The organism is Flavobacterium sp. Root420 (assembly GCF_001427905.1).
GTDB lineage: Bacteria > Bacteroidota > Bacteroidia > Flavobacteriales > Flavobacteriaceae > Flavobacterium.
Window position 1 is genome coordinate 500,027 of sequence record NZ_LMEF01000012.1, and the last position, 25,577, is coordinate 525,603.

A 25,577-nucleotide genomic window follows, 5' to 3' on the forward strand; every position below is an offset into this window, starting at 1 on the left:
TAGTTATGGTTTTAATAGTGAAATGTTAAAACGTTCTGTCATTTTTTAAAATTCGTAACCCATTAACTCTAAATAAAAGTGAAAGCAAAAGGATTAGTTCTCGTGTTTTGTGTGTTTTTTATTTTTCAATCTTGCGGTAGAAAATCAGCTGCCGATTTCAATTCCGATTTTTCATTATTTAAAGAGTATATAGTCAGTTTCACGGGGGGATTAGTCTCGTCGGAATCGGACATTCGGGTAGTTTTGGCCTTCGATAAAAAAGAGTGGAAAGCCAATCAGGTTTTAGACAGCGATTTATTTGATATCTCTCCAAGTGTAGATGGTAAAGTCGTTGCGCTTTCTCCTAACACCATTGCTTTTATTCCGGAAAAAAAGCTAAAACCGGGAACAGAATATCAGGTTACTTTAAACTTAGATAAACTGATTACACTTCCAAAAGAGAAAGAAAAAGAGCTTTCTGATTTCAATTTTACGGTCAAAACCATTAAACAGGATTTTACGATAAATACGGCTGATATTCAATCGTACAGCAAGGAATATCAATACCTGAACTGCGTTTTAAAAACAGCAGATAATATTGATATTGAAACCGCTAAAAAGTTAGTTGAGGCTAAGCAAAAAGGCAATGATCTTAAAATTAAATTTGAGAAAAACTCCGGTTCCGGAAAAGAATTCCATTTTATAATTGATAGTATTCAACGTTATACTGAAGCCACAAATCTGGAGATTATTTATGACGGAAGTGATTTTGATATTGATCAGAAAGGACAAATCGATGTTCCGATTACCAATATAAACGAATTTAAAATCGTCAAAGTTGAGGTTCCGGACGGAAGCAATCAATCGGTTTTAATTAATTTTTCAGAACCTTTAGAAAAAGGGCAGGATTTTAAAGGTTTGGTTTCAATTCAAAATACCAATAATCTGAAATTTTCAACTCAGGGGAATTTACTGAAAGTATATTTTAATAATGAAAAAGCACCAGTTCAAAAAGAAGTTACTGTTTCAGTACCTGTTGAAGAAACTGCAGTTTCATTGGTTGATTCGGCAACAGTTGTAGTTGATAGCGCTGCGGCGGTTGTTGATACCGTAGAAGTCGTTCAGGAAGAAGAAGAAACCGCAGCTGAACCCGAACAAATTTTGGCCGGAGATTTATTGATTGAAGTTTTTCAGGGAATCGAAAGTCAGTACGGCAAAAAAATGGACTCCAATTACAGCGATAAAATCTCTTTTGACCAGATAAAACCAAGTGTTCGTTTCATTAAAAATGGAACTATTCTGCCAAGCTCCAATAATTTAAAACTGAATTTCGAGGCAGTAAACTTAAGTGCTGTTGATGTAAAAGTCTATAAAATTTACAAGAATAATATTCTTCAGTTTTTGCAGTACAATGAATTAAACGGTGCTCAAAATCTCAAGAAAGTGGCGCAGCCCATCGCCAAAACCACACTGAATTTAATTGAAAGCAAATTGATTAATCCGAGTAAGTGGAACACCTTTGCTTTGGATTTATCTAAAATAATCACGCCGGAACCCGGAGCAATTTACCGTGTAGAATTCGTTTATAAAAAGAAATATTCTCTATACAAATGTGAAACTTCAGAGGCTGATCAAAATGAAGAAGAGGAAGAAGAAGTAGATGAGAATGATGTAAATTACAGCGAGAACTCCTATGATGACTATTACTATGACGATTACGAATGGAGAGAAAGCCAGGATCCTTGTACAGGTTCGTATTATTACAATGCTAAAATAGCAACCAACATCTTAGCAACTGATTTAGGCGTAATAGCAAAAAGAGGTGAAAACAAATCGTATTTATTTGCTGTAAACAATATTGTAACTACCGAACCGGTTTCGAATGCCAGAGTCGATTTGTATACCTATCAGCAGCAAAAAATAGCAACTGTAGCTACAAGTAGTGAAGGAATTGCCTCTTTTCAGCTAAATAAATTTGCCTATTTTGCTATTGTTTCCTTAGGAAATCAATCCACTTACGTGAAGCTGGATGACGGACTTTCTTTATCTGTCAGTAATTTTGATGTTGCCGGCGAAACCTTGCAAAAAGGTTTAAAGGGCTTTATTTATGGAGAACGTGGCGTTTGGCGCCCGGGCGATAATCTGTATTTGTCTTTCATTTTGAATGATGCTTCAAACAAACTTCCGAAGTCACATCCAATCAAATTCAGATTGAATGATCCGAATGGGAAAACGGTTTATCAGACCGTTCAAAAAACAAATGAACTAAATCATTATGCTTTTACTGTTCCAACAAGCCAGGATGCACCAACAGGAAATTGGGAAGCAATGGTAAGTGTTGGTGGCGCTAAATTTTACAAAAGCATCAAAATAGAAACGATCAAACCAAATCGTTTAAAAATCAAAAATACATTTACCAGAAAAACACTTTCATCTTCTTATCCAAATACCGATAATCTCGAAGTAACCTGGCTTCACGGTGCGATTGCTAAAAATCTAAATGTAGAAATGCAGGCGAAATTTTCTCAGCAAGCAACCACTTTTAAGGGATATGAGAAATTTAGTTTTGATGATTTAGTGCGTCAATTCAGCACAGAAGAAATAAATGTTTTCTCCGGAAAATTAAACGAAAATGGAAAAGCATCGGTAAATATCCAGCCAAAATTACAAGGTCAGGCACCGGGAATGCTTCGTGCTTCCTTCATCACAAAAGTGTATGAAGAAGGAGGGGATTTTAGTACCGATGTGATTTCGACAACGTATTCTCCGTACAAAACCTATGTTGGAATTAAATCGCCGGAACCTAACAAATATGGCATGCTGGAAACCAGAACCAACAATCGTTTTGATATTGTCACAGTTGATGAAAATGGAAGACCAAAATCGGTTAGAAACCTTGAAGTAAAAGTATATAAAGTAGAATGGCGCTGGTGGTGGGATGCATCGAGCGATAATTTATCGAATTACAACTCTTCGAATGCAACGACTTCATACAAAACATTTGTAATCAATACCGATTCAAGTGGAAAAGGAAGTGTTCAGTTTTCGTTAACCGATGAAGAATGGGGACGTTATTTGATTCGTGTTTCAGATAATACAGATGGTCACGCAACAGCTTTAACAGTAAATATAGACTGGCCAATTTGGTCTGGTAAAACAAGAAACAGAGATGCTTCAACTGCAAACATGTTGGTTTTTTCTACAGATAAGAAAAATTATGCAGTAGGTGAAAAAGCGCAAATCTCTTTCCCTTCAAGTGAAGGCGGACGCGCTTTGATTTCTATAGAAAATGGCTCAAAAGTGGTGCAGACCATTTGGGCTAAAACGCAAAAAGGAGAAACAAAAGTGGAAGTTCCGATAACTTCGGCAATGGCTCCAAATGTGTATTTTAATATTACATTGTTGCAGCCACACGCTTCAACTAAAAACGATTCGCCTATTCGTATGTATGGTATAGTTCCGATTGAAGTTGTGGATAAAAATACCATTTTGGCTCCAACACTTTCAATGCCTGACGTTTTAAAACCAGAGCAGACCTTTACGGTAAAAGTGGGCGAAAAAACCGGAAAAGAAATGACCTATACCATTGCAGTCGTTGACGAAGGCTTATTGGATTTAACCCGTTTTAAAACACCAAATGCTTGGGATAGCTTTTATGTTCGTGAAGCTTTGGGCGTTAAAACCTGGGATATTTACGATGACGTAATAGGAGCATATGGCGGAAAAATAAATCAGATTTTCAGTATTGGTGGAGATCAGGATTTAGGCGGTGGAAAAGCTAAAAAGGCAAATCGTTTTAAACCGGTAGTGCTTTACTACGGACCATTTAAATTAGAAAAAGGACAGACGAAATCACATCAGTTAAAACTACCAAAATATATTGGTTCTGTTCGAACTATGGTGGTTGCGGGCGATGCAAATACAAGCGCCTACGGAAGTGTTGAAAAAGCAACTCCGGTTAAAAGTCCTTTGATGGTTTTGGCTTCATTGCCGAGAAAAATTTCACCTTCAGAAAAAGTAACGATTCCGGTTACGGTTTTTGCGACGGAAAATAATATCAAAAACGTTTCGATTCAGATTAAAACGAGCAATGGCTTAAAAGTAATGGGAAGCGCAACACAATCCTTGACTTTTGCTTCGCCTGACGAAAAAATGGCCTATTTCAATCTAGTAGTTGGTTCCGCTACCGGAATTGCAAAAGTGCAGGTTATTGCAACTTCTGGAAAAGAGAAATCAGTTTACGATGTCGAAATTGATATGACGAACCCGAATCCGGTTACGAATACTTATACCGATGTGATGCTGCCTCCAAATAGCACCAAAACCATTTCATGGAAAACTTTTGGAGTTTCAGGAAGCAATAAAGCACGATTAGAGGTTTCGTCAATGCCAACGATGAATTTGAATGGAAGATTGCAATATCTTATTCAATATCCTCATGGATGTGTGGAGCAAACGACTTCTTCTGTTTTTCCACAGTTGTATTTGAATGATGTTGTTGATTTGGACGCGACGCGAAAAGGCATTATTCAAAAGAATATTACAGCCGGAATTACAAGATTAGGAAGTTTTCAATTGTCCAATGGAGGAGTCGCTTACTGGCAAGGTAATACGATTGCAGATGATTGGGGAACTTCTTATGCCGGACATTTCTTAATTGAAGCAGAGAAAAAAGGGTATGTTTTGCCAATTAATTTCAAATCAAAATGGATTTCGTACCAACAACGTGAAGCTAAACAATGGCGTTTTGAACCAAAATACGGAAATGATTTAGCTCAGGCGTATAGATTGTACACTTTGGTCCTAGCCGGAAATGCCGATTTATCTTCTATGAACAGATTGCGAGAAACAAAAGGAATTTCGAACGAAAGTAATTTGCGTTTAGCGGCGGCGTATGTTTTGGCTGGACAAAAATCAGCCGGATTGAACTTGTTTTTACATAGCAAAATTGAAGACGAATCGAGTAATTATAATTATTACTATTATGGTTCAAGCGAGAGAAACAGAGCAATGGCGTTAGAAACAATGTTGCTTTTAGGGCAAAAGCAAAAAGCATTTGTGATGGCTACAAAATTGGCAAAACAAATGTCAAACAATCAGTGGATGAGCACGCAGACAACAGCTTATTGCCTTTATGCAATGTCTAAATTCGCCGTTAGCAACGGGCCAAAAGGAATTAATATTCAGTTTAGTAAAAATGGAAAAGGCGAGACAATTAACACTCAAAAAACAATTGCTGACAGAAGTCTGGTTGTTCAAACTGGTGCTAATAGCGTAACACTGAAAAATATTAAAAACAATACCGTTTACGTTCGTGTTTTGAATACCGGAATACTGCCAATCGGGCAAGAGAAAGCAATTCAGAGTGATGTTTCGGCTTCTATTGTTTTTAAAAACAGAAAAGGAAGCGTCATTAATGTTTCAAAAATTAGTCAGGGAACCGAGTTTATTGCTGAGGTTACGATAAGAAATCAAAGAAATGAACATGTAGAAAACGTAGCATTGTCACAAATTCTGCCTTCAGGTTTTGAAATTGTAAACACACGTTTTACCGATTACGGAGATGCAACAAACAATATTGCTGACTATATTGATATTCGTGACGACAGAACCAATTTCTATTTTGGAATGAAAGCCGGAGAAACAAAAGTCTTTAGAATTTTGTTGAACGCTTCTTATCTTGGGAATTATTATTTGCCTGGTTTACAGTGCGAAGCCATGTATGATAATACTTTCTTAGCTAGAACAAAAGCTTTCTGGGTTGAGGTTGTGAAGTAACGTATCCTAACAGGTTTCCAAAACCTGTTAGGTATTATTGAGTTAGTTAAAGAAAGAAAAAGATACCTAACAGGTTTTAAAAACCTGTTAGGATAATAAAATTAGAGAAGGTGAAGAAGGATTTTTTCGAAGAAGGACAATATTATCACATTTATAATAGAGGAAATAACAAAGAAAATATTTTTATTGAAGAAAAAAATTACGGTTATTTTCTGGAAAAATTGAAAAAATATATCGTTCCAATTGCGGATATTTATGCCTATTGTTTACTTAAAAATCATTTTCATATCGTTTTAAGAATTAAGGATAGAGCAGATATACCAGAAAAATTTAAAGAAAAAGTTCATTTGCCATTTTCGAATTTATTTAATGCTTATTCTAAAAGTATCAATAAAGCATATAATAGAACAGGAAGCCTGTTTCAGGAACATTTGCAACGAAATAGGATAGAAAATGAAAATTATTTAAAGCAATTAATCATTTACGTTCATTTGAATCCTGTCAAACACAGATTTACTGATAACTTTGGGACTTATTTACATTCATCGTATCGTTCTTATCTATCGGATAAGCATAGTAGTATTGATAGACAGTTTATTCTTGAATTATTTGATGATTTAGGAAACTTTAAATTTTGTCATGATGAAAGAAGTATTATTTATGAAGGAGTGATTAATGACGTAAGTTTAAGTGATGGATAAAAGCTGCTTAGTTTTCCTAACTGGTTTCTAAAACCTTTTAGGTATTTATATAGAGATGTTTTTTTATTTTAGAAATCTAAATTGATACCTAACAGGTTTTGGAAACCTGTTAGGATAGTAAAAACTTACGAATTACGTTGAAAAATAAATTAATAGCGTTCTCGCAACGTATTATAAATTGGATAAAAAAGAATAAAATAAAATCGGCAATTGCATTTCTGCTTTTGCTGATTTATTATTTTTCCATACCTCGTACTTTATTTCAGGAACCGTATTCTACCGTAATTGAAAGCAAAGAAGGAGAATTACTTGGTGCGAAGATAGCTGATGACGGACAATGGCGATTTCCAGCTCAGGACAGCGTACCTGATAAATTCAAAAAATGTATTGTCTATTTTGAAGATGAATACTTCTACAAACATCCCGGATTTAATCCTGTGGCGATGGTTAATGCTATCAAACAAAACAATAAAGCCGGAAAAGTGGTTCGAGGTGGCAGTACATTGACACAGCAAGTTATTCGATTGTCCAGAAAAGGAAAAGGCAGAACCTACTTTGAAAAATTCATCGAAATTATTCTCGCAACCCGATTAGAATTGGGATATTCAAAAAACGAAATTTTAGAAATGTATGCGGCTCATGCGCCATTTGGAGGGAATGTGGTTGGTTTAGAAATGGCTTCTTGGCGTTATTTTGGCGTACAATCTAATCAGTTGTCGTGGGCGGAGAATGCAACTTTAGCCGTTTTGCCAAATGCTCCGAGTTTAATTTACCCCGGAAAGAATCAGATCAAGTTATTGAATAAACGCAATCGATTATTATTGAAATTGCATCAGGAAGGTATAATTGACAAACAGACTTACGAACTTTCGGTAGAGGAGCCATTGCCACAAAAGCCATATGATTTGCCTCAAATTGCGCCTCATTTATTGCAGCGTGTGGCAAAAAATGAAGAAGGAACACGGGTAAAAACTACGATTGATTATGCTTTGCAAAATAGGGTCAATCAAATTGCTAAATATTATTACAATCAATACAAACAGAACGAAGTAAATAATTTGGCGATTTTGGTGATAGATGTTTCGAATAGAAATGTGATGAGTTATGTTGGGAATTCTCCAACGGACAATAATCACCAAAAAGATGTTGATATAATTGATGCGCCAAGAAGTACCGGAAGTATTCTAAAACCGCTTTTATATGCCGGAATGCTTGATGACGGAGAGTTACTGCCGAATACCCTAGTTGCTGATGTACCGACTCAGATTGCGGGTTATACGCCACAGAATTTTAATCTAACATTTGATGGAGCCGTCCCGGCACATCGCGCTTTATCAAGATCTCTGAATATTCCGGCAGTTTTAATGCTGCAGGATTTTGGTGTGAATAAATTTTATGAAGAATTGCAAAAATTTAAATTGCGAGACATTAATAAAACACCCGATCATTACGGATTATCGCTTATTTTGGGTGGTGCCGAAAGCAATTTGTGGGATTTATGCCGAACGTATGCAGGATTATCTTCAACAGTCAATTATTACACTAAAAATCAGGCAAAGTATCGAACAAAGGAATTTGCAGAACTTAATTATAAAAATGATTTTGAACCCGATTTTGGTTCGGAAACGGATCAGAAGAATATAATTGGCGCAGGAGCAATTTGGTTGACATATAACGCAATGGAAGAAGTGAACAGGCCCGGAGGAGATGAAGCCTGGAAGTTTTATGACAGTTCATTAAAAATTGCCTGGAAAACCGGAACAAGTTTTGGAAATCGAGATGCCTGGGCAATTGGTACCAATTCAAAATATGTAGTCGGAATCTGGGTTGGAAATGCGACAGGTGAAGGAAGGCCAACTTTAACTGGAGTGACCAGTGCAGCACCCATTTTATTTGATGTTTTTAATTTATTGCCAAGACAAAAGTGGTTTGAAACCCCTTATAAAGACATGGAAGAAGTTGAGGTTTGTCGTTTGAGCGGTTATTTAGCAAAAGAAGATTGTCCGAAAATTAAACAGTGGGTTTCTAAAAAAGGAAAATCAACTGCCGTTTGTCCTTATCATAAAAAAGTTCATTTAGATAAATCGGAGCGGTTTCAGGTCAATAGCAGTTGTGAAAGTGTTGATAATATTGTCACTAAAAGCTGGTTTGTTTTGCCTCCGGTTATGGCCTGGTATTACAAAAGTCAGCATATTGAATATTTACCTTTGCCGCCATTTAAGGAAGATTGTCAGGGAACGCAAACTACCACAATGGATTTTATTTATCCGAAAACGAACAGTAAAATTTATTTGACGAAGAATTTTAACAGCGAAGTACAGCCGGTAATTCTGAAAGTAGCTTATTCAGAAAGAGACAAAGAATTGTTTTGGTACGTTGATGATGTTTATAAAGCAACAACCAAAACGTTTCATGAATTGCCTATTACACCAACTTCGGGAATTCACTATATCACAGTTGTAGATGCTTTCGGAAATGAAATTAGAAGGAAAATTGAAATTGTGAGGGAATAATGCTTTTTTGATTTACATCAAAATTTTTACTTTTTTGTTTATACACCTTTGCCGTGAATTAATTATTAAACAAAATTTAAAAATGAATAAAAAATATTTTAAGTACATCAACACGTTGTTTGTTGTGATTCCAATGACATTAATTATGGCTTTTGTTGGGCTAATGCGTAATTATGGTTTTGGTGAAGATTGGTTTTTGAAATTTCTTAAAGCTTGGAGTGTTATGTTGCCGGTTGCTTATTTAGCGGCTTTCGTTATTATTCCAAATGCTAGAAAGTTGACCGAAAGAACAACCTCGAAATCATAATTTACGGAATAGGTTTTTTGTATATTCGTAAATATTAGAAATTGATAAATGATAGAGCAGGTCAGCAATTACATTAAAAGCATTATAACTGTTACAGACGAAGAGTTAGCCATAATTCTTTCTTATTTTAAACCGCTAAAGGCGGAAAAGAATGAGTCATTAGTGGTTCAGGGACAGATGAATCAAAGAAGCTTTTTTGTAGGTTCAGGTTGCTTACGAATATATTTTATTACCGAAGACGGACAAGAAGCAACGCGATATTTAGCATTTGAAAATAACTTCGCCACGGCTTTGTGTAGTTTTATTTCAAACGAGCCATCGTTAGAATTCATTCAGGCGTTAGAACCAACGGAATTATTGTATATCTCGGGTCAGGATTTTTATCATTTACTTGAGATTATTCCGGCATGGGAAAAATTCTACCGCTATTATTTAGAAAATGCCTATGTAACTAATACCAATAGGCTTATGTCTTTCTTGACTCTTGATGCAACAGAAAGATACAAACAATTGATGGATATAAACCCGAAAATTATTCAGCGTTTGCCAAACAGAATTGTAGCAACTTACTTGAATATTTCACAAGAAACATTGAGTAGATTAAAGTCTAAACGCTATTAATTTTCAGCTTATTCAAATTACATTTCTAAAAAGATTTTGTAAAAGATAAAATTACTTATGAAAAATACTGCCTAGCCCAGATAGGAGCGGTATCCTTTTTCTTGCTTCTTTAGCAAGGAAAAGATACAAGCGGATAGCTGGAAGTAGCTCCTGATAAAAAACAAATTCCAATTTAAAAATTCTAGAGTTAAAAGTGAATGCAAAATGAGATTGCTTCGTTCCTCGCAATGACGCATAAAAAAACCGCCAATCTTTCGAGAGGCGGTTTTTATTTTATTCTGAAATAGCATTTCCTTTTTTATCATAGAAATGGTATTCTAAGTACGTGTAAGCGTCACGAGGTATGATTTTCACCCATTTCTTATGTTCAAAAAACCATTTTGAACGTAATGATGGAAAACCTTTGCTGAGGTATGCAGCCACAAACGGATGTACATTAAGTACAACATTTTTGTGGGTTTTTAAAAGTCTGTCCAAATCAAGTGCGATTTTATCAATGATCAAAATTGGCGCTTCAATTTCGCCATGCTCATTGTTTGGATCTTCTTCTCTGGTTTTAATATTAACTTCTGGTCTTACGCGTTGTCTGGTAATTTGAACTAAACCAAATTTACTAGGCGGTAAGATTTTATGTTTTGCTTTATCGTCGCTCATTTCTTCTCGCAAGAAGTCGAACAGGACTTTCCTGTTTTCAGGATTAGACATATCGATAAAATCAACTACGATTATCCCGCCCATATCACGCAAACGAAGTTGTCTGGCAATTTCAGCGGCTGCAATCATATTTACTTCCATGGCGGTATCTTCCTGATTAGTCGCCTTATTCGAACGGTTTCCGCTGTTTACGTCTATAACGTGAAGAGCTTCAGTGTGTTCGATAATAAGATAGGCGCCTTTACTCATGGAAACGGTACGTCCAAATGAAGTTTTGATTTGTCTCTCTATATTGTATTTCTCGAAAATTGGAGTATCGTTTGATTGATAAAACTTTACAATCGATTGTTTTGAAGGTGCAATTTCTTGCAGATATTCCTTCGTTTGGTGGAACAACTCTTCGTCATCTATCTGAATACCACTGAAGGTATCATTAAATACATCTCTTAATATCGAAGAAGCTCTGTTAAGCTCTCCTAATACTTTTGATGGATGATGAGCAGTTGGTAATTTTTTACACATTGCAGTCCATCTGCCAAGCAGGTTCTGCAAATCTTTTTCTAATTCGGCTACGTTTTTGCCTTCGGCTACTGTGCGAACAATAACACCAAATCCTTTAGGTTTGATCGATAGAACAAGTTTTTTTAGACGATCCTTTTCTTTTTTGTCTTCTATTTTTTGAGAAATAGAAACACGGTCAGAAAACGGAACGAGAACAATAAATCTTCCTGCCAATGAAAGCTCAGCGCTTATCCTTGGACCTTTGGTCGATATAGGTTCTTTAACAACTTGAACTAAAACAGATTGATTGGCACTTAAAATATCAGTAATGATGCCATCTTTGTCAATCTCTTTTTCAAACTGAAAGGTTTTTAGGGAGAAATCTTTTATTTTACCTGCGCTTACAAGTTTTATGAATTTCAGTTGGGAAGCTAAGTTAGGTCCTAAATCGTGATAATGTAAAAAGGCATCTTTTTCGAAGCCTACATTTACAAAAGCAGCATTAAGCCCGGCAACTGGTTTTCGTATTTTGGCAATAAAAATATCACCAACCTGAAAGTTGCTTTTCTCTTCTTCTTTGTGTAATTCAATTAGTTTTCCATCTTTTAATAAGGCAAAATCTACGGCTTCAGAACTAGATCTAATGATTAATTCTTTATTCACACTGTAAATTTTTATCCGTGAATTGGTTGTCGGTTGTTTGTTGATAGTTGTTGGCAAAATAACCAATAACCAAAAACCAAAAACCATCAACTTCTACAAGGATGGATTAAACAATATTTTTAACAGGTATTGAACCCGGGGAAAAGAAGATTAGTAGAGAATAGAACAAAGAGCATAGACTTTTACGTCTATATTCTATTTTCTTTACTCTTTCATCTTTTTTCAATTTCAATGAACGTTTAAAAAGAAAAAAGTAGTTTAAAACTACTTTTTCTTTTTGTGACGGTTAGCTCTCGCTCTTTTTTTTCTTTTGTGAGTAGCTACCTTATGTCTCTTTCTTTTTTTACCACTTGGCATATCGTGTCGATTTTATGATTAATTAATAGTATTATTTTGCTTCGTTGTTCGTTTTAACTCCCTCTACAAATACTTTTGCAGGTTTAAACGCAGGAATGTTGTGTGCAGGAATTTTGATTGTGGTGTTTTTTGAAATGTTTCTTCCTGTCTTTTCAGCTCTGGTTTTTACGATAAAACTTCCGAAACCTCTTAGGTAAACATTGTCACCAGTTTCTAAAGAAGTTTTAACTTCTTCCATAAAAGTTTCTACTGTTGCTTGAACATCTCCTTTTTCAAGACCTAGTTTCTCTGAAATTTTCGCTACGATATCTGCTTTCGTCATTTTCTTTCCTATTTTATTTTATAAATGATGTACTATTTTTTTGAGTTTGCAAATATAGGAATTAAAAAAATAATTAATCAAGCTAATTCGTTAAATTTTAATTACATAAACATTTACTTTTGTTTTCAAAGGATTTTACAATGGATTTTCATAACATATTGATAAGTTGGTATTTACAGAACAAGCGTGATTTGCCGTGGCGAAATACGGTCGATCCGTACCTAATTTGGCTCTCAGAAATTATGCTTCAGCAGACAAGAGTCGCGCAGGGAATGCCTTATTTTTTCAATTTTACGCAAGAATTTCCTACAGTGTTTGATTTGGCAAATGCATCAGAAGAACAGGTTTTGAAACTTTGGCAGGGATTAGGATACTATTCCCGGGCCAGAAATTTGCATAAAACAGCTCAATATGTAGCAAATGAGTTAAATGGAGTTTTCCCGGAAAACTATACGGCGTTATTAAAATTAAAAGGTGTTGGTGAATATACGGCTGCCGCGATTGCTTCTTTTTCTTATAATGAAGCTGTTCCGGTTGTTGATGGAAATGTTTTTAGAGTGCTTTCCAGATATTTTGATATAGAATCGGATATTGCTTTACCAGCGACCAAAAAGGAATTTACAGAACTGGCTTTCGAATTAATGCCAAAAAATAACCCGGCAATCTTTAATCAGGCGATAATGGAATTTGGTGCTTTGCAGTGTGTGCCTAAAAGTCCGAATTGTATGATTTGTGTTTTTAACGAAAGTTGTGCGGCTTTGCAAAAAAAGAAAGTGGATGTTTTACCAATAAAATCAAAGAAAGTAAAAGTCACGAATCGGTTCTTTAATTATTTGGTTTTGGAAGACGCTTTAGGAAACACTTTAATTCAAAAAAGAACAGCAAAAGGGATTTGGCATAATCTATATGAATTTCCTCTTTTGGAAACAGATGGAATTGTTGGTTTTGATGTTGTCTCAAAAGCAGTTCAATTTGATATTTTTCCCTCCTATACTATTATAGGTATGGAGGAATGTGCGGAAACGACTGTTATCCATAAACTTTCGCATCAGCATCTGCATATTCAGTTTTGGAAAGTAAAAATTAGTGATAAATTAGTGAATGGTATGAATACCAGTGATTTAAAGGCTTTTCCTTTTCCAATTGTGATTTATAATTTTATAGAAAAGCAGGAAATAAATTGCTAAAAAAATGTATCTTTGGGGTAAATACCACTAAAAACTATGAACGGAACTTTAAATAAGGTGATGCTGATTGGCCATTTGGGCGATGATGTGAAAATGCATTATTTTGATGGAGGAAACTGCATCGGTCGTTTTCAGTTGGCTACAAATGAAGTATACATCAATAAGACGACCAACGAAAAAATAACTTCTACAGAATGGCATAACTTAGTTGTACGCAATAAAGCGGCAGAAATCTGTGAGAAATATTTATCTAAAGGCGATAAAATATATGTTGAAGGCCGAATAAAATCCCGCCAATGGCAGGCTGAAGACGGCACAACGAAATATACTACCGAAATTCAGGTAACTGAATTTACTTTCCTGACTACCAAAAAAGAGACAGGAAATCATAAGCCACATCAGGATCAGGAATCCGTAAAAAACACTAACTTTGATGCGTCGAACGAAAGCTTGCCTATAAACGACTTGCCTTTCTGATTGTTTAACTAATCTTTTTTAATTTGGACCCGGAGCCCAGTTTATTTTTTACTACAACTTTAGACATCAATTTAATAATTGGTTTTGTCGGAATATTTATTTTGCTGTTTCTATCGGCAATTGTTTCAGGTGCCGAAGTAGCACTTTTTTCTTTATCTCAAAAAGATATTAATGAGACTTTACAGGACAATCACTCAAAAGGGAAAATCATTTCCAATCTTTTAGATAAGCCCAAAAAACTTTTAGCAACCTTATTAGTAGCCAATAATTTTTTAAATATTGGAGTCGTAATTCTATTCTCCTTTATAGGACAAAATATTTTTAACGATATCAGTTCTCCGGTTTTAAAATTCATTTTAGAAGTAATTCTTGTTACATTTTTGATTTTGTTGTTTGCTGAAGTTTTGCCTAAAGTTTATGCTAGCAGAAATAATATAAAATTCGCTAAATGGGTAGCGTATCCAATTTCCATTTTAGATAAATTACTCTCGCCTATAAGCTTGCCAATGCGTAGTGTTACGTTATATTTGCAGCGTAAATTGGGGAAACAGAAAAACAGTTTTTCGATAAACCAACTTTCTCAGGCGCTTGAGCTTACAGATTCTGAAGGAACATCAAAAGATGAACAGAAAATATTAGAAGGAATTGTTTCCTTTGGAAATACAGATACAAAGCAGGTTATGAGTCCGAGGATTGATATTTTTGGTTTAGAAATATCAGAATCGTTTGAAGCCATTTGTCCGAAGATAATCGAAAAGGGATTTTCAAGAATTCCGATTTATCGCGACAATATTGATCAGATCGAAGGCGTTTTATTCGTTAAGGATTTATTGCCACATATTGATAAGAAAGAATTTGACTGGACGATTTTAATGAGAGAAGCTTTTTTTGTTCCTGAGAATAAAAAACTGGATAACTTGCTAAAGGATTTTCAGAGCCTTAAAAGTCATTTGGCGATTGTGGTGGATGAATATGGTGGGACTTCCGGACTGGTTTCTTTAGAAGATGTTATTGAGGAGATAGTAGGGGATATCAGTGATGAGTTTGATGATGAAAATTTGAACTTCTCACAAATTGATGAAAAGAATTTTCTTTTTGAAGGGAAAATTAACATGAAGGATTTCTATAGAATTGTTGATGTTAATGAAGATATTTTTGAATCGCATAAAGGCGAAGCAGAAACATTAGCCGGTTTTATTTTAGAAATTTTAGGTAATTTTCCGAAAAAAGATCAAAAAATTGCTTTTGAAAACTGTGTTTTTACCATAGAGACGGTTGATAAAAAGCGAGTAAAACAAATAAAAGTAACCATAGAATAAAATGCTTAAAAGAATAATTTCAATAGCTTTAATTTTATTAGCATTAATAATTGTAAGCTGTAAGGATGATGTATTGCCAAAACCGGCAAGTTTTCTGCGCTTAGATTACCCCGAGGCTAAATATGTAAATTTTGAAAACAATTGTCCATTTACTTTTGAAATGAATGAGGCGGCTACTATTAAAGGTGAAAAAGACTGCGGTTTCGCGATTACCTATCCAAAAATGAAGGCTACAATTTACCTGACCTATAAACCGGTAAATGGTGACATAGTAAAATTGCTAAAAGATGCTCAAAAACTAACTTATGAGCATGTAATTAAGGCTGATGATATTTTAGAGCAACCGTATTTAAACCCACAAAAAAAGGTTTACGGAATGTTTTATCAGGTTGATGGAAATGCTGCGACAAACTCACAATTTTATGTGACTGATAGTACAAAACATTTTATAACAGGGTCGGTTTATTTTTACGCTAAACCCAATTTTGATTCGGTTATGCCGGCAGCAAGTTATATTAAGAATGACATGCAGCGATTGATGGAAACATTGAAGTGGAAATAAATTTCATAAAAAAAGGCGTTCAATTTGAGCGCCTTTTTTATGCTTAATCATTTTAATTACGATTTTATATTCGAAACCTTATACGTTTTTCCATCTCCTGTTGCCTGAACAACTTTCGTTAAGTTTTCCTGGTTTTGAACCGTTTTGTCAAATACAACAGTGGCTGTTTTTTTATCAAAATCAACAGTTGCTTTTTCTACTCCGTCAAGATTAGTTAGTTCTTTTTCAATTGTTTTTGCACATCCCATTGCGCAAGTCATTCCTTCGATTTCGAAATTTGCGGTCTGAATATTTTCAGCAGCAATTGCTTTGTGTTCTTTTGGAGTCGTTTCTATGGCTTTTATATTTGCTAAATTTTTATCTTCTTCTTTTTTGCAGCTTACGAATACTAAACTTGCAATTGCTAATGTTGCTATTATTTTTGTGAATTTCATCATTTGTGGATTTTAAGTTGTCAATAAGTTCGTTGCAAAATTAATAAAAATGAAGTGGTCGGTTCGTAAAATTATTACAAATTTGTAGTAAAATACTATTTATGGATGCAAAACAGTTAAAGTGGGCTTGTTTATTGGTTCTCTCATTAATCTGGGGAAGTTCTTTTATTTTAATTAAAAGAGGATTGGTTGGATTAACGGCGATTCAGGTGGGTTCATTCCGAATTATTTTTGCAGCCTTGTTTTTATTGATTGTTGGTTTTAAAAGTTTGAAGAAAATTTCTCGTCGTCAATGGAAATTTGTTGCCATAACATCTCTTTTCGGAACTTTTACTCCAGCTTATCTTTTTGCAATTGCCGAAACGGAAGTAGATAGCTCAATTGTGGCTATTTTGAATTCGCTAACGCCTTTAAATACTTTAGTTTTAGGAATTCTTATCTTCGGAATCCAATTTCAAAAAAGACAGGTTTTAGGTGTTTTTGTTGGACTCGTTGGCTGTTTGCTTTTGGTTTTAAGCGGCGCATCTGCACATCCGGGACAAAATTATTATTATGTTGTTTTGGTGGTAATTGCTACCATTTGTTATGCGATAAATGTGAATTTGATTAAAAAGTATCTGTCTGATTTGAATTCGGTGAGTATTACAACTGGAAACTTCACGGTTTTACTAATACCTGCATTAATCATTTTAAGTACAACTGATATTCCACAAAGAGTAAATTTTGAAGCCACACAGCATTCTATATTTTTCGTTATGATTTTGGGTGTTTTAGGAACCGGAATTGCGAATGTATTGTTCTTTAAATTGATCCAAATGTCTTCTCCGGTATTTGCAACATCGGTAACGTATTTAATTCCGATAGTCGCTTTTTTCTGGGGATTATTGGATAACGAAATGCTGACGCCAATTCAGTTTTTTGGTGCATTTATTATTTTAATTGGCGTTTATTTGTCTGCTAAAAAATAACTTGTAAAATGATTTTTGTAAAATGTGAAATGTTTCAGTCATGTCTTACTTAGTCTTAAGAAGTAACGTATAAAAAAAAGCTTTGCCAAAGTTTCAAACTTTGGCAAAGCCTATAAAAATCTTAGAGCCTTAGTATCGTAGTTCCTCAGAACCTTTCTCTAAAGAAAATCTGCATCAGAAACTCCTTCGTTAATCTTAATATCAGACATTTTAATATCTAATTCGAAACCAACATTCTGAATTAAGTTAAAAGGAACTTTTACACCTTTTACTTCTTTATAATCATTGAAGTTTGTTATTTGTGTTGATGATTTCCCGTCTTGTTCGCGAACTTTAGATTCCGCTACTTTTAAACCAGATTTTACGTCATAGAAATAAGTTGTTTTTCCGTCTTTTATAGCATATGCATCGCTTCCGTTAATTGGCTCGATTGAGTCTACTTTTAGATCAGTTCTTTTGCTTAGTTGTAATTCTTCAAACGGAGCAGCATTGGCTTTCATTTCGGCAAGATCAGTGCCTTCAAGATTTTTGCGTTGTCCTTGCTGTTCGATATACGCACCTTTTTCGTTTACCACTTGTTTCATTAAGGTCATGGTTCCCATTGCAAGCGAAACCATCATTTTTCCTTTTGAATCTAATTTAGAGGTAAAAGTCAACGGGGCGGGAGCTTGTGGAACAGTAGTTGTTCCATTCATTGCCAATGTTTTTACGGCTGAAACTGCTTTTTCTCCTCCAATAGCCTTAAGGTAATTTTCAAAAACTGTTTTCGCAGTAATTCCGGTTGGAGCTTCTTTTTTAGTAACTGGTTTTTCAATCGAATTTCCGTATTTATCAAAATAGTAAATCGGAATTTGAAGTTTTTCTAAACCAGGAATTACATCAGAACCTTTTCCTGCAATTACAATTCGCATATTATCCAAAAGGAAATATTTATTGGCTACACGGTAAATATCATCTGCAGTAACATTATTGATGGTTTGAATGTATTTTTCGTAGAAATCGGCTGGCAATTTTTCAGTTTCGATGTTCAATGCATAACGTGCAACAGCCTGAGGTTTTTCAACCTGCATTACAAAACGTCCAATATATCCGGCTTTTACATTTTTTAATACATCTTCAGAAACCTTTTGAGTTCTGATTCGTTTAATTTCTTCTACAAATTGTACGACAGCACTATCTGTAACAGTATTTCTAACAGCAGACGAAGCTTTGAATTTGGTCACGTATTTTCCGCTTCCAATGCTAGAACTTGCTCCGTATGTCCAGGCATGTTTTTCGCGTAAATTCATGTTTAAATAACTATTGAAATCACCCCCTAAAATTTGATTTGCAATTACAGCAGGGAAAAAATCAGGGTCGCTCATTCTTAAATTTACCGTATTTACCAATGAAATTTCAGATTGAACCGCATTTGGAACATCAACAAAATCAATTTGGAGTTTAGAAACATTTGCAGGATTCGGATAAGTGTTTTTTGGAGCGGTTTGTTTTTTCCATCCGCCAAAAAGCTTCTCAACTGCTTCTTTTGTTTCTTTAAATTTAATATCTCCAATAATTACTAAATAAGCATTTTCGGGAACGAAATAAGTAGCGTAGTTAGCCTGAACGTCAGCCAATGTAACATTTTTAACTGTTTCTTCAGAAAGATATTCTCCTGAAGGATGATTTTTTCCAAAAGCTAAAACATCGACTACACGATTGGCAATCGCCGGAACACTTTTTTCGTCGGCTTTAAGTCCCTCAATTAATTTTGCTTTTTCTTTATCAAATTCAGTTTGTGTAAAGTTTGGTTGTAAAGCGCCTTCGGCTAAAAGTTCTAAAACACGTTCTGAATATTTTGAAAGTGAACTTGCGTATGCACCCTGAGAAGTAAAATTGATGTTAGCACCGTAAAAATCAATCTCTTCGTTAAAAGCTTCTTTGGTAGTTTTTTTAGTACCATTTCCAATTAGGCTACTGGTCAATTCATCAACACCTTTTTTGCTTCCTTCTGTAAAAGGGGCATTGTCTAAAGTAAGATTGAAACTTACTCTTGGCAGTTTATGATTTTCAACCACCAGAACTTTCATACCGTTTGCCAAAACAAAAGTTTGTGGTTTTTTGATATTAACTACTGGCGAATTGCCTGGTTTTGGTTGTGGACGATCTTGTGCTTGCATAATTCCAGTTAGGAATAAAAGGATTAAAACTGTATGTATTTTTTTCATGATTCGATGCTCTTAATTTTGAACTTTTGTTGATGGAACATATTCTAAAACTAAACGTTGATTCGGATTTAGATACTTTTTGGCAACGGCTCTGATTTCTTCTCTTGTTATAGAATGATAGAGATCAATTTCGGTGTTGATAAGATTTACATCTCCATAAAGTAGGTAATAAGAAGCCAGGTTTTCAGCAATTCCCTCTACAGTTGCATTTGCATTCACAAAATTATTGTCGAATTTATTTTGTAATTTTTCATAGTCTTTTTCAGAAATCAAATCAGTTTGGATTTTCACAATTTCTTCATCCATTTCTTTTAAGATATCAGCCATGGTATACGTTCCCATTGGCAGACCGTATAAAATGTACATTCCATAATCTTCCTGACTAAAACCTACAGCACCAATTTGAAGTGCCATTTTTTTATCATCAACTATTTTTTTGTACAATTTTGAACTTTTTCCATCACTTAAATAAGAAGAGATCAAATCTAGAACTCTCGCATCTCTGGTTTTCATTGATGGAGTTCTATATGATGCAATCACCATCGGGATTTGAATATTTGGATCCTCGTAAGTTGCTTTTATTGTTTTATTAATGGGTTCTTCAACAAAAGTTTGTTTTTTAACTACTTCTCCTTTCGGAATTGGACCAAAATATTTCTGTATCCATTCTTTTGTTTTGGTTTTATCAAAATCTCCTGCAACTACCAAAACAGCATTGTTTGGCGTGTAGAATTTTTTATTGAAAGCCTGAAACTCTTCCAGAGTTGCTGCATCCAAATCTTTCATAGAACCGATAGTGGTCCAGCGATACGGGTGATTTTTGAACATATTTTCCTTAACAACAGGCAAAATGTTTCCATAAGGCTGATTGTCATAGCGCATTCTTTTTTCTTCTTTTACAACTTCATTTTGTGTATCAACACCAATTTTATTGATGATAGGATGCATTAATCTTTCAGATTCCATCCATAAACCTAATTCTAAACTGTTTGATGGAAAAACTTCGTAATAATAAGTTCTGTCGTCTGATGTGTTGGCGTTGTTAACTCCGCCATTTGCAGTAACAATTTTCATCCACTCACCACGTTTGATATTTTGAGTTCCTTCAAATAATAAATGTTCAAAGAAATGTGCAAAACCCGTACGGTCCGGACGCTCGTCTTTTGAACCAACATGATACATTACCGACGTAATGACAACCGGAGCAGAAGGATCGTTATGTAAAATCACATGCATACCATTGTCTAAATTGTATTCTTCAAAAGCTACTTTTTGAGCATGAGCAACTCCGCCGAGCATTAGTGCAGCACTTAACATCATTATTGAATTTTTCATAGAGATTAATAATTTATATTTACCTAAATAAATAGGTAGCCAAGACTTGTTTATAGTTACATCAAAAATAAGTTTTTTTAGTTATCTATTGGGAATCCGTATCCATTTTCATGATACTTTAACAGTCCTTTACTCTAAAAACGGTTTTTTATGCAGCTAAAACACCTTGAAAAACAGACTTTAAGACGAAATAAATATTTTTGAAATAAGAGATTGCACAGTAAATTATTAATTGTATATTTGCAACCTTAAAAATCAATAAATCAATTTGGTATGTATGCAATCGTAGAGATAGCAGGGCAACAATTTAAAGTAAGCAAAGACTTAAAGGTTTATGTTAACCGTTTGGCTAACGAAGAAGGTTCAAGTATTTCATTTGACAAAGTTCTTTTATTAGACGATAACGGAAACGTAACTTTAGGCGCCCCAGCTATAGAAGGTGCTTCAGTAGAAGCTAAAGTGTTACAACACTTAAAAGGAGATAAAGTAATCGTTTTCAAAAAGAAAAGAAGAAAAGGTTACAAAAAGAGAAATGGTCATAGACAATATCTTACTCAAATTGTAATTGAAGGTATTACTGCAGCAGGTGGAACTAAAAAAGCAGCAGCTAAAAAAGCGGTTGTAGCAGAAGATGCTCCGGCAACTGAAGTTGAAGCAGCTCCAAAAGCAAAAAAAGCAGCAGCTCCAAAAGCAAAAAAAGAAGCTACTAAAGAATAATAACAATATTTAAACTCATACGTCATGGCTCACAAGAAAGGTGTCGGTAGTTCGAAGAATGGTAGAGAATCAGAATCAAAACGTCTAGGCGTTAAGATTTTTGGTGGACAAGCTGCTATTGCTGGGAACATCATCGTTAGACAAAGAGGTTCAAAACATAATCCAGGTGAAAATGTTTACATCAGTAAAGATCACACACTACACGCAAGAGTAGCTGGAGTTGTTAAGTTCCAAAAGAAAAAAGATAACAAATCTTATGTATCTATCCTTCCATTCGAAGCATAATCATTAGATTACTTATTATAAAACCCGTTCGCCAAGGCGAACGGGTTTTTTGTTTTCTATAGAAATTGAAATTGATTATCGGCGTATATAATACAATAAACGGTAAAATTTATTCTTTTATTATAGAAGGTAATATCAAAAGCTATAAATATAATTTACAATAAAACAAAAAACCTGCTCTTAATGAACAGGTTTCTAGTATTTTAATCAGTGTAATTTCCTTATTCCAAAAGTCAGATTAGTAAAGAATTGGAATTTGGAATCTAATTGAATTATATTATTCTGTATCTTTTGTTTCTTCCAGATCTTCAGATTTTCTTCCGACTTTTATTTTTGGATTATCCTGTGTTCCGCTAACGGTCAGAGGAATTCCAAAAATCCCTAACGGAGGAAGTCCTAAACGCATTTTTAGGTTTAATTTCCCATCCAAACTTGTTGTGCCTTCGATTCTTGGTCTGAAGCCTGCAAACTTAAATTTAAAACGTTCTACAGTCATAATATTGTTTTTGATTGTAGTTTTAATCTCTACTTTTGAAAGATCAGGGTTTTTCATGGCTTCAGAGCTTGTTTCTTTACTAACGGCATTGAACATTTTTAAACCTCTTACCTTTACATCCTTTACAGAAAGTGTTCCGCCTCCAGTTAATGATGGATAAACAGGTTCCATATTTCCATTTAAACGACCTTTTAATTGGTAATCTAAAGAAACAATTCCTTGTGCTTTTTCGGCAGCACTGGCCATTTTTCTGAAAACTTCAATTTCGTTATACGCTCTTTTAATATCAAAATCAGAAGCTTTGATGTTATAGTCAAAATTTGCTTTTTGTGGTGTTATAGCCTGATAATTGGCATTCATAACAACATTACATCCAATTAAATTGAAGCCAGTATTTTGCATGGTTAATTTGCCTTTGTTCAGGTTTAAATTTCCAGTGGCATTTTGAAGAATCAATTTGTCAAAATATACTTTTTGGGCATTTGCGATTAACTGCAAGTTCAAATTAGTCGGAATTATAATAACTCCGGTTTGTTTTGCTTCGGTTGGAGCCGGAGCTTCCTTTTTTGTTTGCGTTACAGGTGTGTTTGTTGGCGCACTTGACATAAATTCATCTACGTTAATATATCGTGCCGTAACTTTAAATGAACCTTTCAAAACTCCTGTATTTGTTGTTGCATAGTTGAAAACGTTCTGTAAATAACCATTCATTCTAAAATCAGATTGGCCGTAAGAGGCCAAAAAGTTATTGAATGACATTTTATCCTGATTGATTTTGAAAATACCTTCCTTAATGATGAATTTCTTCGGAAGATATTCAGATGCAATCCCAATATTTCTTAGTTCAAGTGTTCCTTTGTTGTACAGTTTGCTGTAATTTGCTTTTTCGGCATCACTTTGTTTTCCTTTCAAAACCAAATCGGCTTTTACAAAACCATCTAAATCAAGTCCTTTTTGAGAGAACACTTTATAGATTTTGTTGACATCCAATTCTCCTTTTGCTTTTATATTATAAGTCAAATCATCAAAGTTGCTTAAATCAGCTTCAACAAAAACGGGTTTTCCTTCAAAGGTAAATTGAGCAGGTTTTAGATTGATTTTCAAATCATCAAAAGTTCCTTTTTGATTGTCAATTTTTGATTTTACAGTGATATTGGTAATTGGATTTGGATAATATTTAGTTTTTAAATAGCCATTTTCCAAATCAATATTGCCGCTTGTAACGGGAAAAAGCTTGTTTTTTTGATCAAATTTTCCATTTGCTTTTACGTTTCCAACTAAATTTCCTTTTAGTTCAATGTCAGGAATTCCTAAGGCTTTTGTTAGTTTTTCAAGATCAATTTTAGCCTTAAATTCGCCATTGATATCTGGAGTATTGGCGCCTTTTACGTAAAATTTAGATTTTAAATAATCCTTATTAATGTTTAAAGATAAATTTTTAGCATCGACAATTAAGAGGTCCGGATTTAAGGATGGGACTTTTGTTTTTATATCAAGATTCAGGTTAGAAACCGGAAAAGGGCTTTTATTATAATTCACAAATCCGCTGTCTATTTTAATGTCTAAATTAAGATCTGGAGCAATATTTTGCGAAGCGATATAATCTCCTTTTAGAGTAAAAAGCAAGTTTGTGTTTCCTTTTATCTCTGTTTTTGAAAGCCAGGTAATATATTTTGGAGGAAAAGCGGAGAAAACATCCTTTAAATTACTGTTGTCCGATTTTATAACAAAATCCATATTGTAACCGTCTTTCAAGAAGTCAAAATTTCCTTTAAAATCAACCAAAAGCTGATTGATTTTCAAGTTATTCTGTTGGAAGAAAAAAGATAGAGAGTTTACATTTACTTTGGTAATTAAATCGGCATCAACCTTTTTATTCATTAAATAAGGTTCGCCTTCGTAAATGATATTTAGTTTTTCAATCTTTGCAACAGAATATAAATCGAAAACGGCTTTATCTAAATTTCCTTTTCCTTTATAATTAAATCCAAAGGCATCAAAATGAACTTTTGTCGATTGGTCATCATAAATAATTTTACTGTTTAGAATTTCAATTTGTTCCAGTTTTAAAGCTGTCTCGGTGCTGTCTTTTGGATTGGAAACTTGAGATGAAGATTTGTAAACGTTATAATTGGCTTCACCTTTTGCATTGACTTTTACATTAATAAAGGAATCTGATAAATAAATTTGATCAATTTTTACTGTTTTACTAAAAACCAAACTGGCTACATTTATTCCGAAGGAAACCTCTTTTGCTGTAATGAATTTTTCGTTTTTGTATGGAGCAGATCCGTTAAGATTTAGGTCGCTTAAAGTTAAAGTCAACGACGGAAAATGATGAAAAAATGAAACGGAAACATCAGAATAATTCAACTCTGCACTTAATTTTTCGTTGGCAGTTTTTTTAATTTGCTCTTTAATTGTGTCGGCAAAAATTATTGGTGTCAAGAAAAGCAATCCTAAAATAACGACGAAGGTTATTCCAAAATATTTAGCGATTTTTAATAAAATGGACTTCGTTTTACTTGTAGTCATAACAAATTGTAGTATTTAGAGATAGATAAGATTCGGATAAGAAAATAATTTATCCGTGAACAGTTTCGTTTTTTCCGTAATTCGTAATAATCGAACCTTCATATTCAATCCATTCTTTCCAACGCTTGTCAACATCAACATTATCAGCGTACTTTCTTGCAAATCCTAAAAAAGTGGTATAATGCCCGGCTTCAGAAATCATTAAATCACGATAGAATTTTGCTAATTCTTCATCTTTTATATTTTCAGAAAGAACTTTAAAACGCTCACAGCTTCGGGCTTCAATCATGGCCGAAAATAATAAACGATCGCAAAGTGCGTCTTTTCGGCTTCCGTCTTTTTTCATAAATTTAAAAAGTTCATTTACATAATGATCTTTTCTCTCACGTCCTAAAGTCAGCCCTCTTTTTTTAATTAGGTCATGAACCATTTGCAAATGCTCTAGTTCTTCTCTAGCAATAACAAGCATTTCGGTTACTAATTCCTCTAATTCAGAGTTATAAGTAACTAAACTGATGGCATTTGAAGCTGCTTTTTGCTCACACCAGGCATGATCCGTCAAAATTTCTTCGATGTTTGATTCGACTATATTTACCCAACGCGGGTCTGTGGCTAATTTTAATCCTAGCATAATTTTATAGAAAAAAGTATTTTGCAAA

19 protein-coding genes are annotated in these 25,577 nt (G+C 34.2%); 12 read left to right on the top strand and 7 right to left on the bottom strand.

The genetic code is table 11. The annotated features are described in order from the left end of the window. Positions 1-78: 78 nt before the first annotated feature. The 5 genes from ASC72_RS09845 (at position 79) to ASC72_RS09865 (ending at position 9,899) form a co-directional block, all read left to right on the top strand. The gene (locus ASC72_RS09845) at positions 79-5,757 is read left to right on the top strand and encodes an alpha-2-macroglobulin (protein ID WP_056190294.1); all 5,679 of its coding nucleotides are present in this window, start codon (positions 79-81) and stop codon (positions 5,755-5,757) included. Positions 5,758-5,867: 110 nt separating this feature from the next. Further along, complete coding sequence (locus ASC72_RS09850) at positions 5,868-6,458, top strand: transposase (protein ID WP_082564280.1); 591 nt, start codon at positions 5,868-5,870, stop codon at positions 6,456-6,458. 137 nt (positions 6,459-6,595) lie between these two features. After that, complete coding sequence (gene pbpC, locus ASC72_RS09855; RefSeq protein WP_056190296.1) at positions 6,596-8,971, top strand: penicillin-binding protein 1C; 2,376 nt, start codon at positions 6,596-6,598, stop codon at positions 8,969-8,971. Between the two features lie 82 nt (positions 8,972-9,053). After that, positions 9,054-9,278 (top strand): DUF2798 domain-containing protein, encoded by a 225-nt coding sequence (locus tag ASC72_RS09860; protein ID WP_056190298.1) that lies wholly within the window; start codon positions 9,054-9,056, stop codon positions 9,276-9,278. 48 nt (positions 9,279-9,326) lie between these two features. Next, a complete protein-coding gene (locus tag ASC72_RS09865; RefSeq protein ID WP_056190300.1) occupies positions 9,327-9,899 on the top strand; it encodes a Crp/Fnr family transcriptional regulator in 573 nt (190 codons plus the stop codon). 273 nt (positions 9,900-10,172) lie between these two features. On the opposite strand, the gene ASC72_RS09870 is transcribed toward ASC72_RS09865, so the two are convergent. Together ASC72_RS09870 and ASC72_RS09875 are read right to left on the bottom strand one after the other, a co-directional pair. Beyond that, positions 10,173-11,717, bottom strand: coding sequence for a ribonuclease E/G (locus tag ASC72_RS09870; RefSeq protein ID WP_056190510.1), 1,545 nt, complete (start codon positions 11,715-11,717; stop codon positions 10,173-10,175). A gap of 388 nt (positions 11,718-12,105) precedes the next feature. Then, positions 12,106-12,396: an HU family DNA-binding protein gene (locus ASC72_RS09875; RefSeq protein ID WP_007805026.1), complete on the bottom strand. Its 291-nt coding sequence runs from the start codon at positions 12,394-12,396 to the stop codon at positions 12,106-12,108. 140 nt (positions 12,397-12,536) lie between these two features. Between ASC72_RS09875 and mutY the strand changes: the two genes are divergently transcribed. Genes mutY through gldD form a run of 4 tightly spaced genes read left to right on the top strand, consistent with a single transcriptional unit; the run spans position 12,537 to position 15,941 of the window. Beyond that, complete coding sequence (mutY, locus tag ASC72_RS09880) at positions 12,537-13,583, top strand: A/G-specific adenine glycosylase (RefSeq protein ID WP_056190302.1); 1,047 nt, start codon at positions 12,537-12,539, stop codon at positions 13,581-13,583. A 36-nt stretch (positions 13,584-13,619) separates the two neighbouring features. Further along, positions 13,620-14,060, top strand: a complete 441-nt coding sequence (locus tag ASC72_RS09885; protein WP_056190304.1) for a single-stranded DNA-binding protein — start codon at positions 13,620-13,622, stop codon at positions 14,058-14,060. Between the two features lie 23 nt (positions 14,061-14,083). Continuing rightward, positions 14,084-15,379, top strand: a complete 1,296-nt coding sequence (locus ASC72_RS09890; RefSeq protein WP_056190305.1) for a gliding motility-associated protein GldE — start codon at positions 14,084-14,086, stop codon at positions 15,377-15,379. 1 nt (position 15,380) lies between these two features. Continuing rightward, positions 15,381-15,941, top strand: a complete 561-nt coding sequence (gldD, locus tag ASC72_RS09895) for a gliding motility lipoprotein GldD (RefSeq protein ID WP_056190307.1) — start codon at positions 15,381-15,383, stop codon at positions 15,939-15,941. 56 nt (positions 15,942-15,997) lie between these two features. On the opposite strand, the gene ASC72_RS09900 is transcribed toward gldD, so the two are convergent. After that, positions 15,998-16,378, bottom strand: coding sequence for a heavy-metal-associated domain-containing protein (locus ASC72_RS09900; RefSeq protein ID WP_371258450.1), 381 nt, complete (start codon positions 16,376-16,378; stop codon positions 15,998-16,000). A 98-nt stretch (positions 16,379-16,476) separates the two neighbouring features. Here ASC72_RS09900 and ASC72_RS09905 point away from each other — a divergent pair, with 98 nt between their 5' ends. After that, positions 16,477-17,343, top strand: coding sequence for a DMT family transporter (locus tag ASC72_RS09905; RefSeq protein ID WP_056190309.1), 867 nt, complete (start codon positions 16,477-16,479; stop codon positions 17,341-17,343). Positions 17,344-17,501: 158 nt separating this feature from the next. Here the strand turns inward: ASC72_RS09905 and ASC72_RS09910 are convergent, their stop codons facing one another. Both ASC72_RS09910 and ASC72_RS09915 read right to left on the bottom strand, forming a co-directional pair. After that, the gene (locus tag ASC72_RS09910) at positions 17,502-19,550 is read right to left on the bottom strand and encodes a pitrilysin family protein (RefSeq protein ID WP_056190311.1); all 2,049 of its coding nucleotides are present in this window, start codon (positions 19,548-19,550) and stop codon (positions 17,502-17,504) included. A gap of 12 nt (positions 19,551-19,562) precedes the next feature. Then, positions 19,563-20,885 carry a pitrilysin family protein gene (locus ASC72_RS09915; RefSeq protein WP_056190312.1) on the bottom strand — a complete coding sequence of 441 codons (1,323 nt, stop codon included), beginning with the start codon at positions 20,883-20,885 and terminating at the stop codon, positions 19,563-19,565. A gap of 273 nt (positions 20,886-21,158) precedes the next feature. Here ASC72_RS09915 and rplU point away from each other — a divergent pair, with 273 nt between their 5' ends. Together rplU and rpmA are read left to right on the top strand one after the other, a co-directional pair. After that, positions 21,159-21,602 carry a 50S ribosomal protein L21 gene (rplU, locus tag ASC72_RS09920; RefSeq protein WP_056190314.1) on the top strand — a complete coding sequence of 148 codons (444 nt, stop codon included), beginning with the start codon at positions 21,159-21,161 and terminating at the stop codon, positions 21,600-21,602. Between the two features lie 24 nt (positions 21,603-21,626). Beyond that, positions 21,627-21,887: a 50S ribosomal protein L27 gene (rpmA, locus tag ASC72_RS09925; protein ID WP_017497241.1), complete on the top strand. Its 261-nt coding sequence runs from the start codon at positions 21,627-21,629 to the stop codon at positions 21,885-21,887. 277 nt (positions 21,888-22,164) lie between these two features. On the opposite strand, the gene ASC72_RS09930 is transcribed toward rpmA, so the two are convergent. Further along, entirely contained in the window at positions 22,165-24,918 is a 2,754-nt protein-coding gene (locus ASC72_RS09930) for an AsmA family protein (protein WP_056190316.1), read from the bottom strand. Between the two features lie 49 nt (positions 24,919-24,967). Continuing rightward, entirely contained in the window at positions 24,968-25,549 is a 582-nt protein-coding gene (locus ASC72_RS09935) for a tRNA-(ms[2]io[6]A)-hydroxylase (protein ID WP_026983805.1), read from the bottom strand. Positions 25,550-25,577 lie beyond the last annotated feature (28 nt).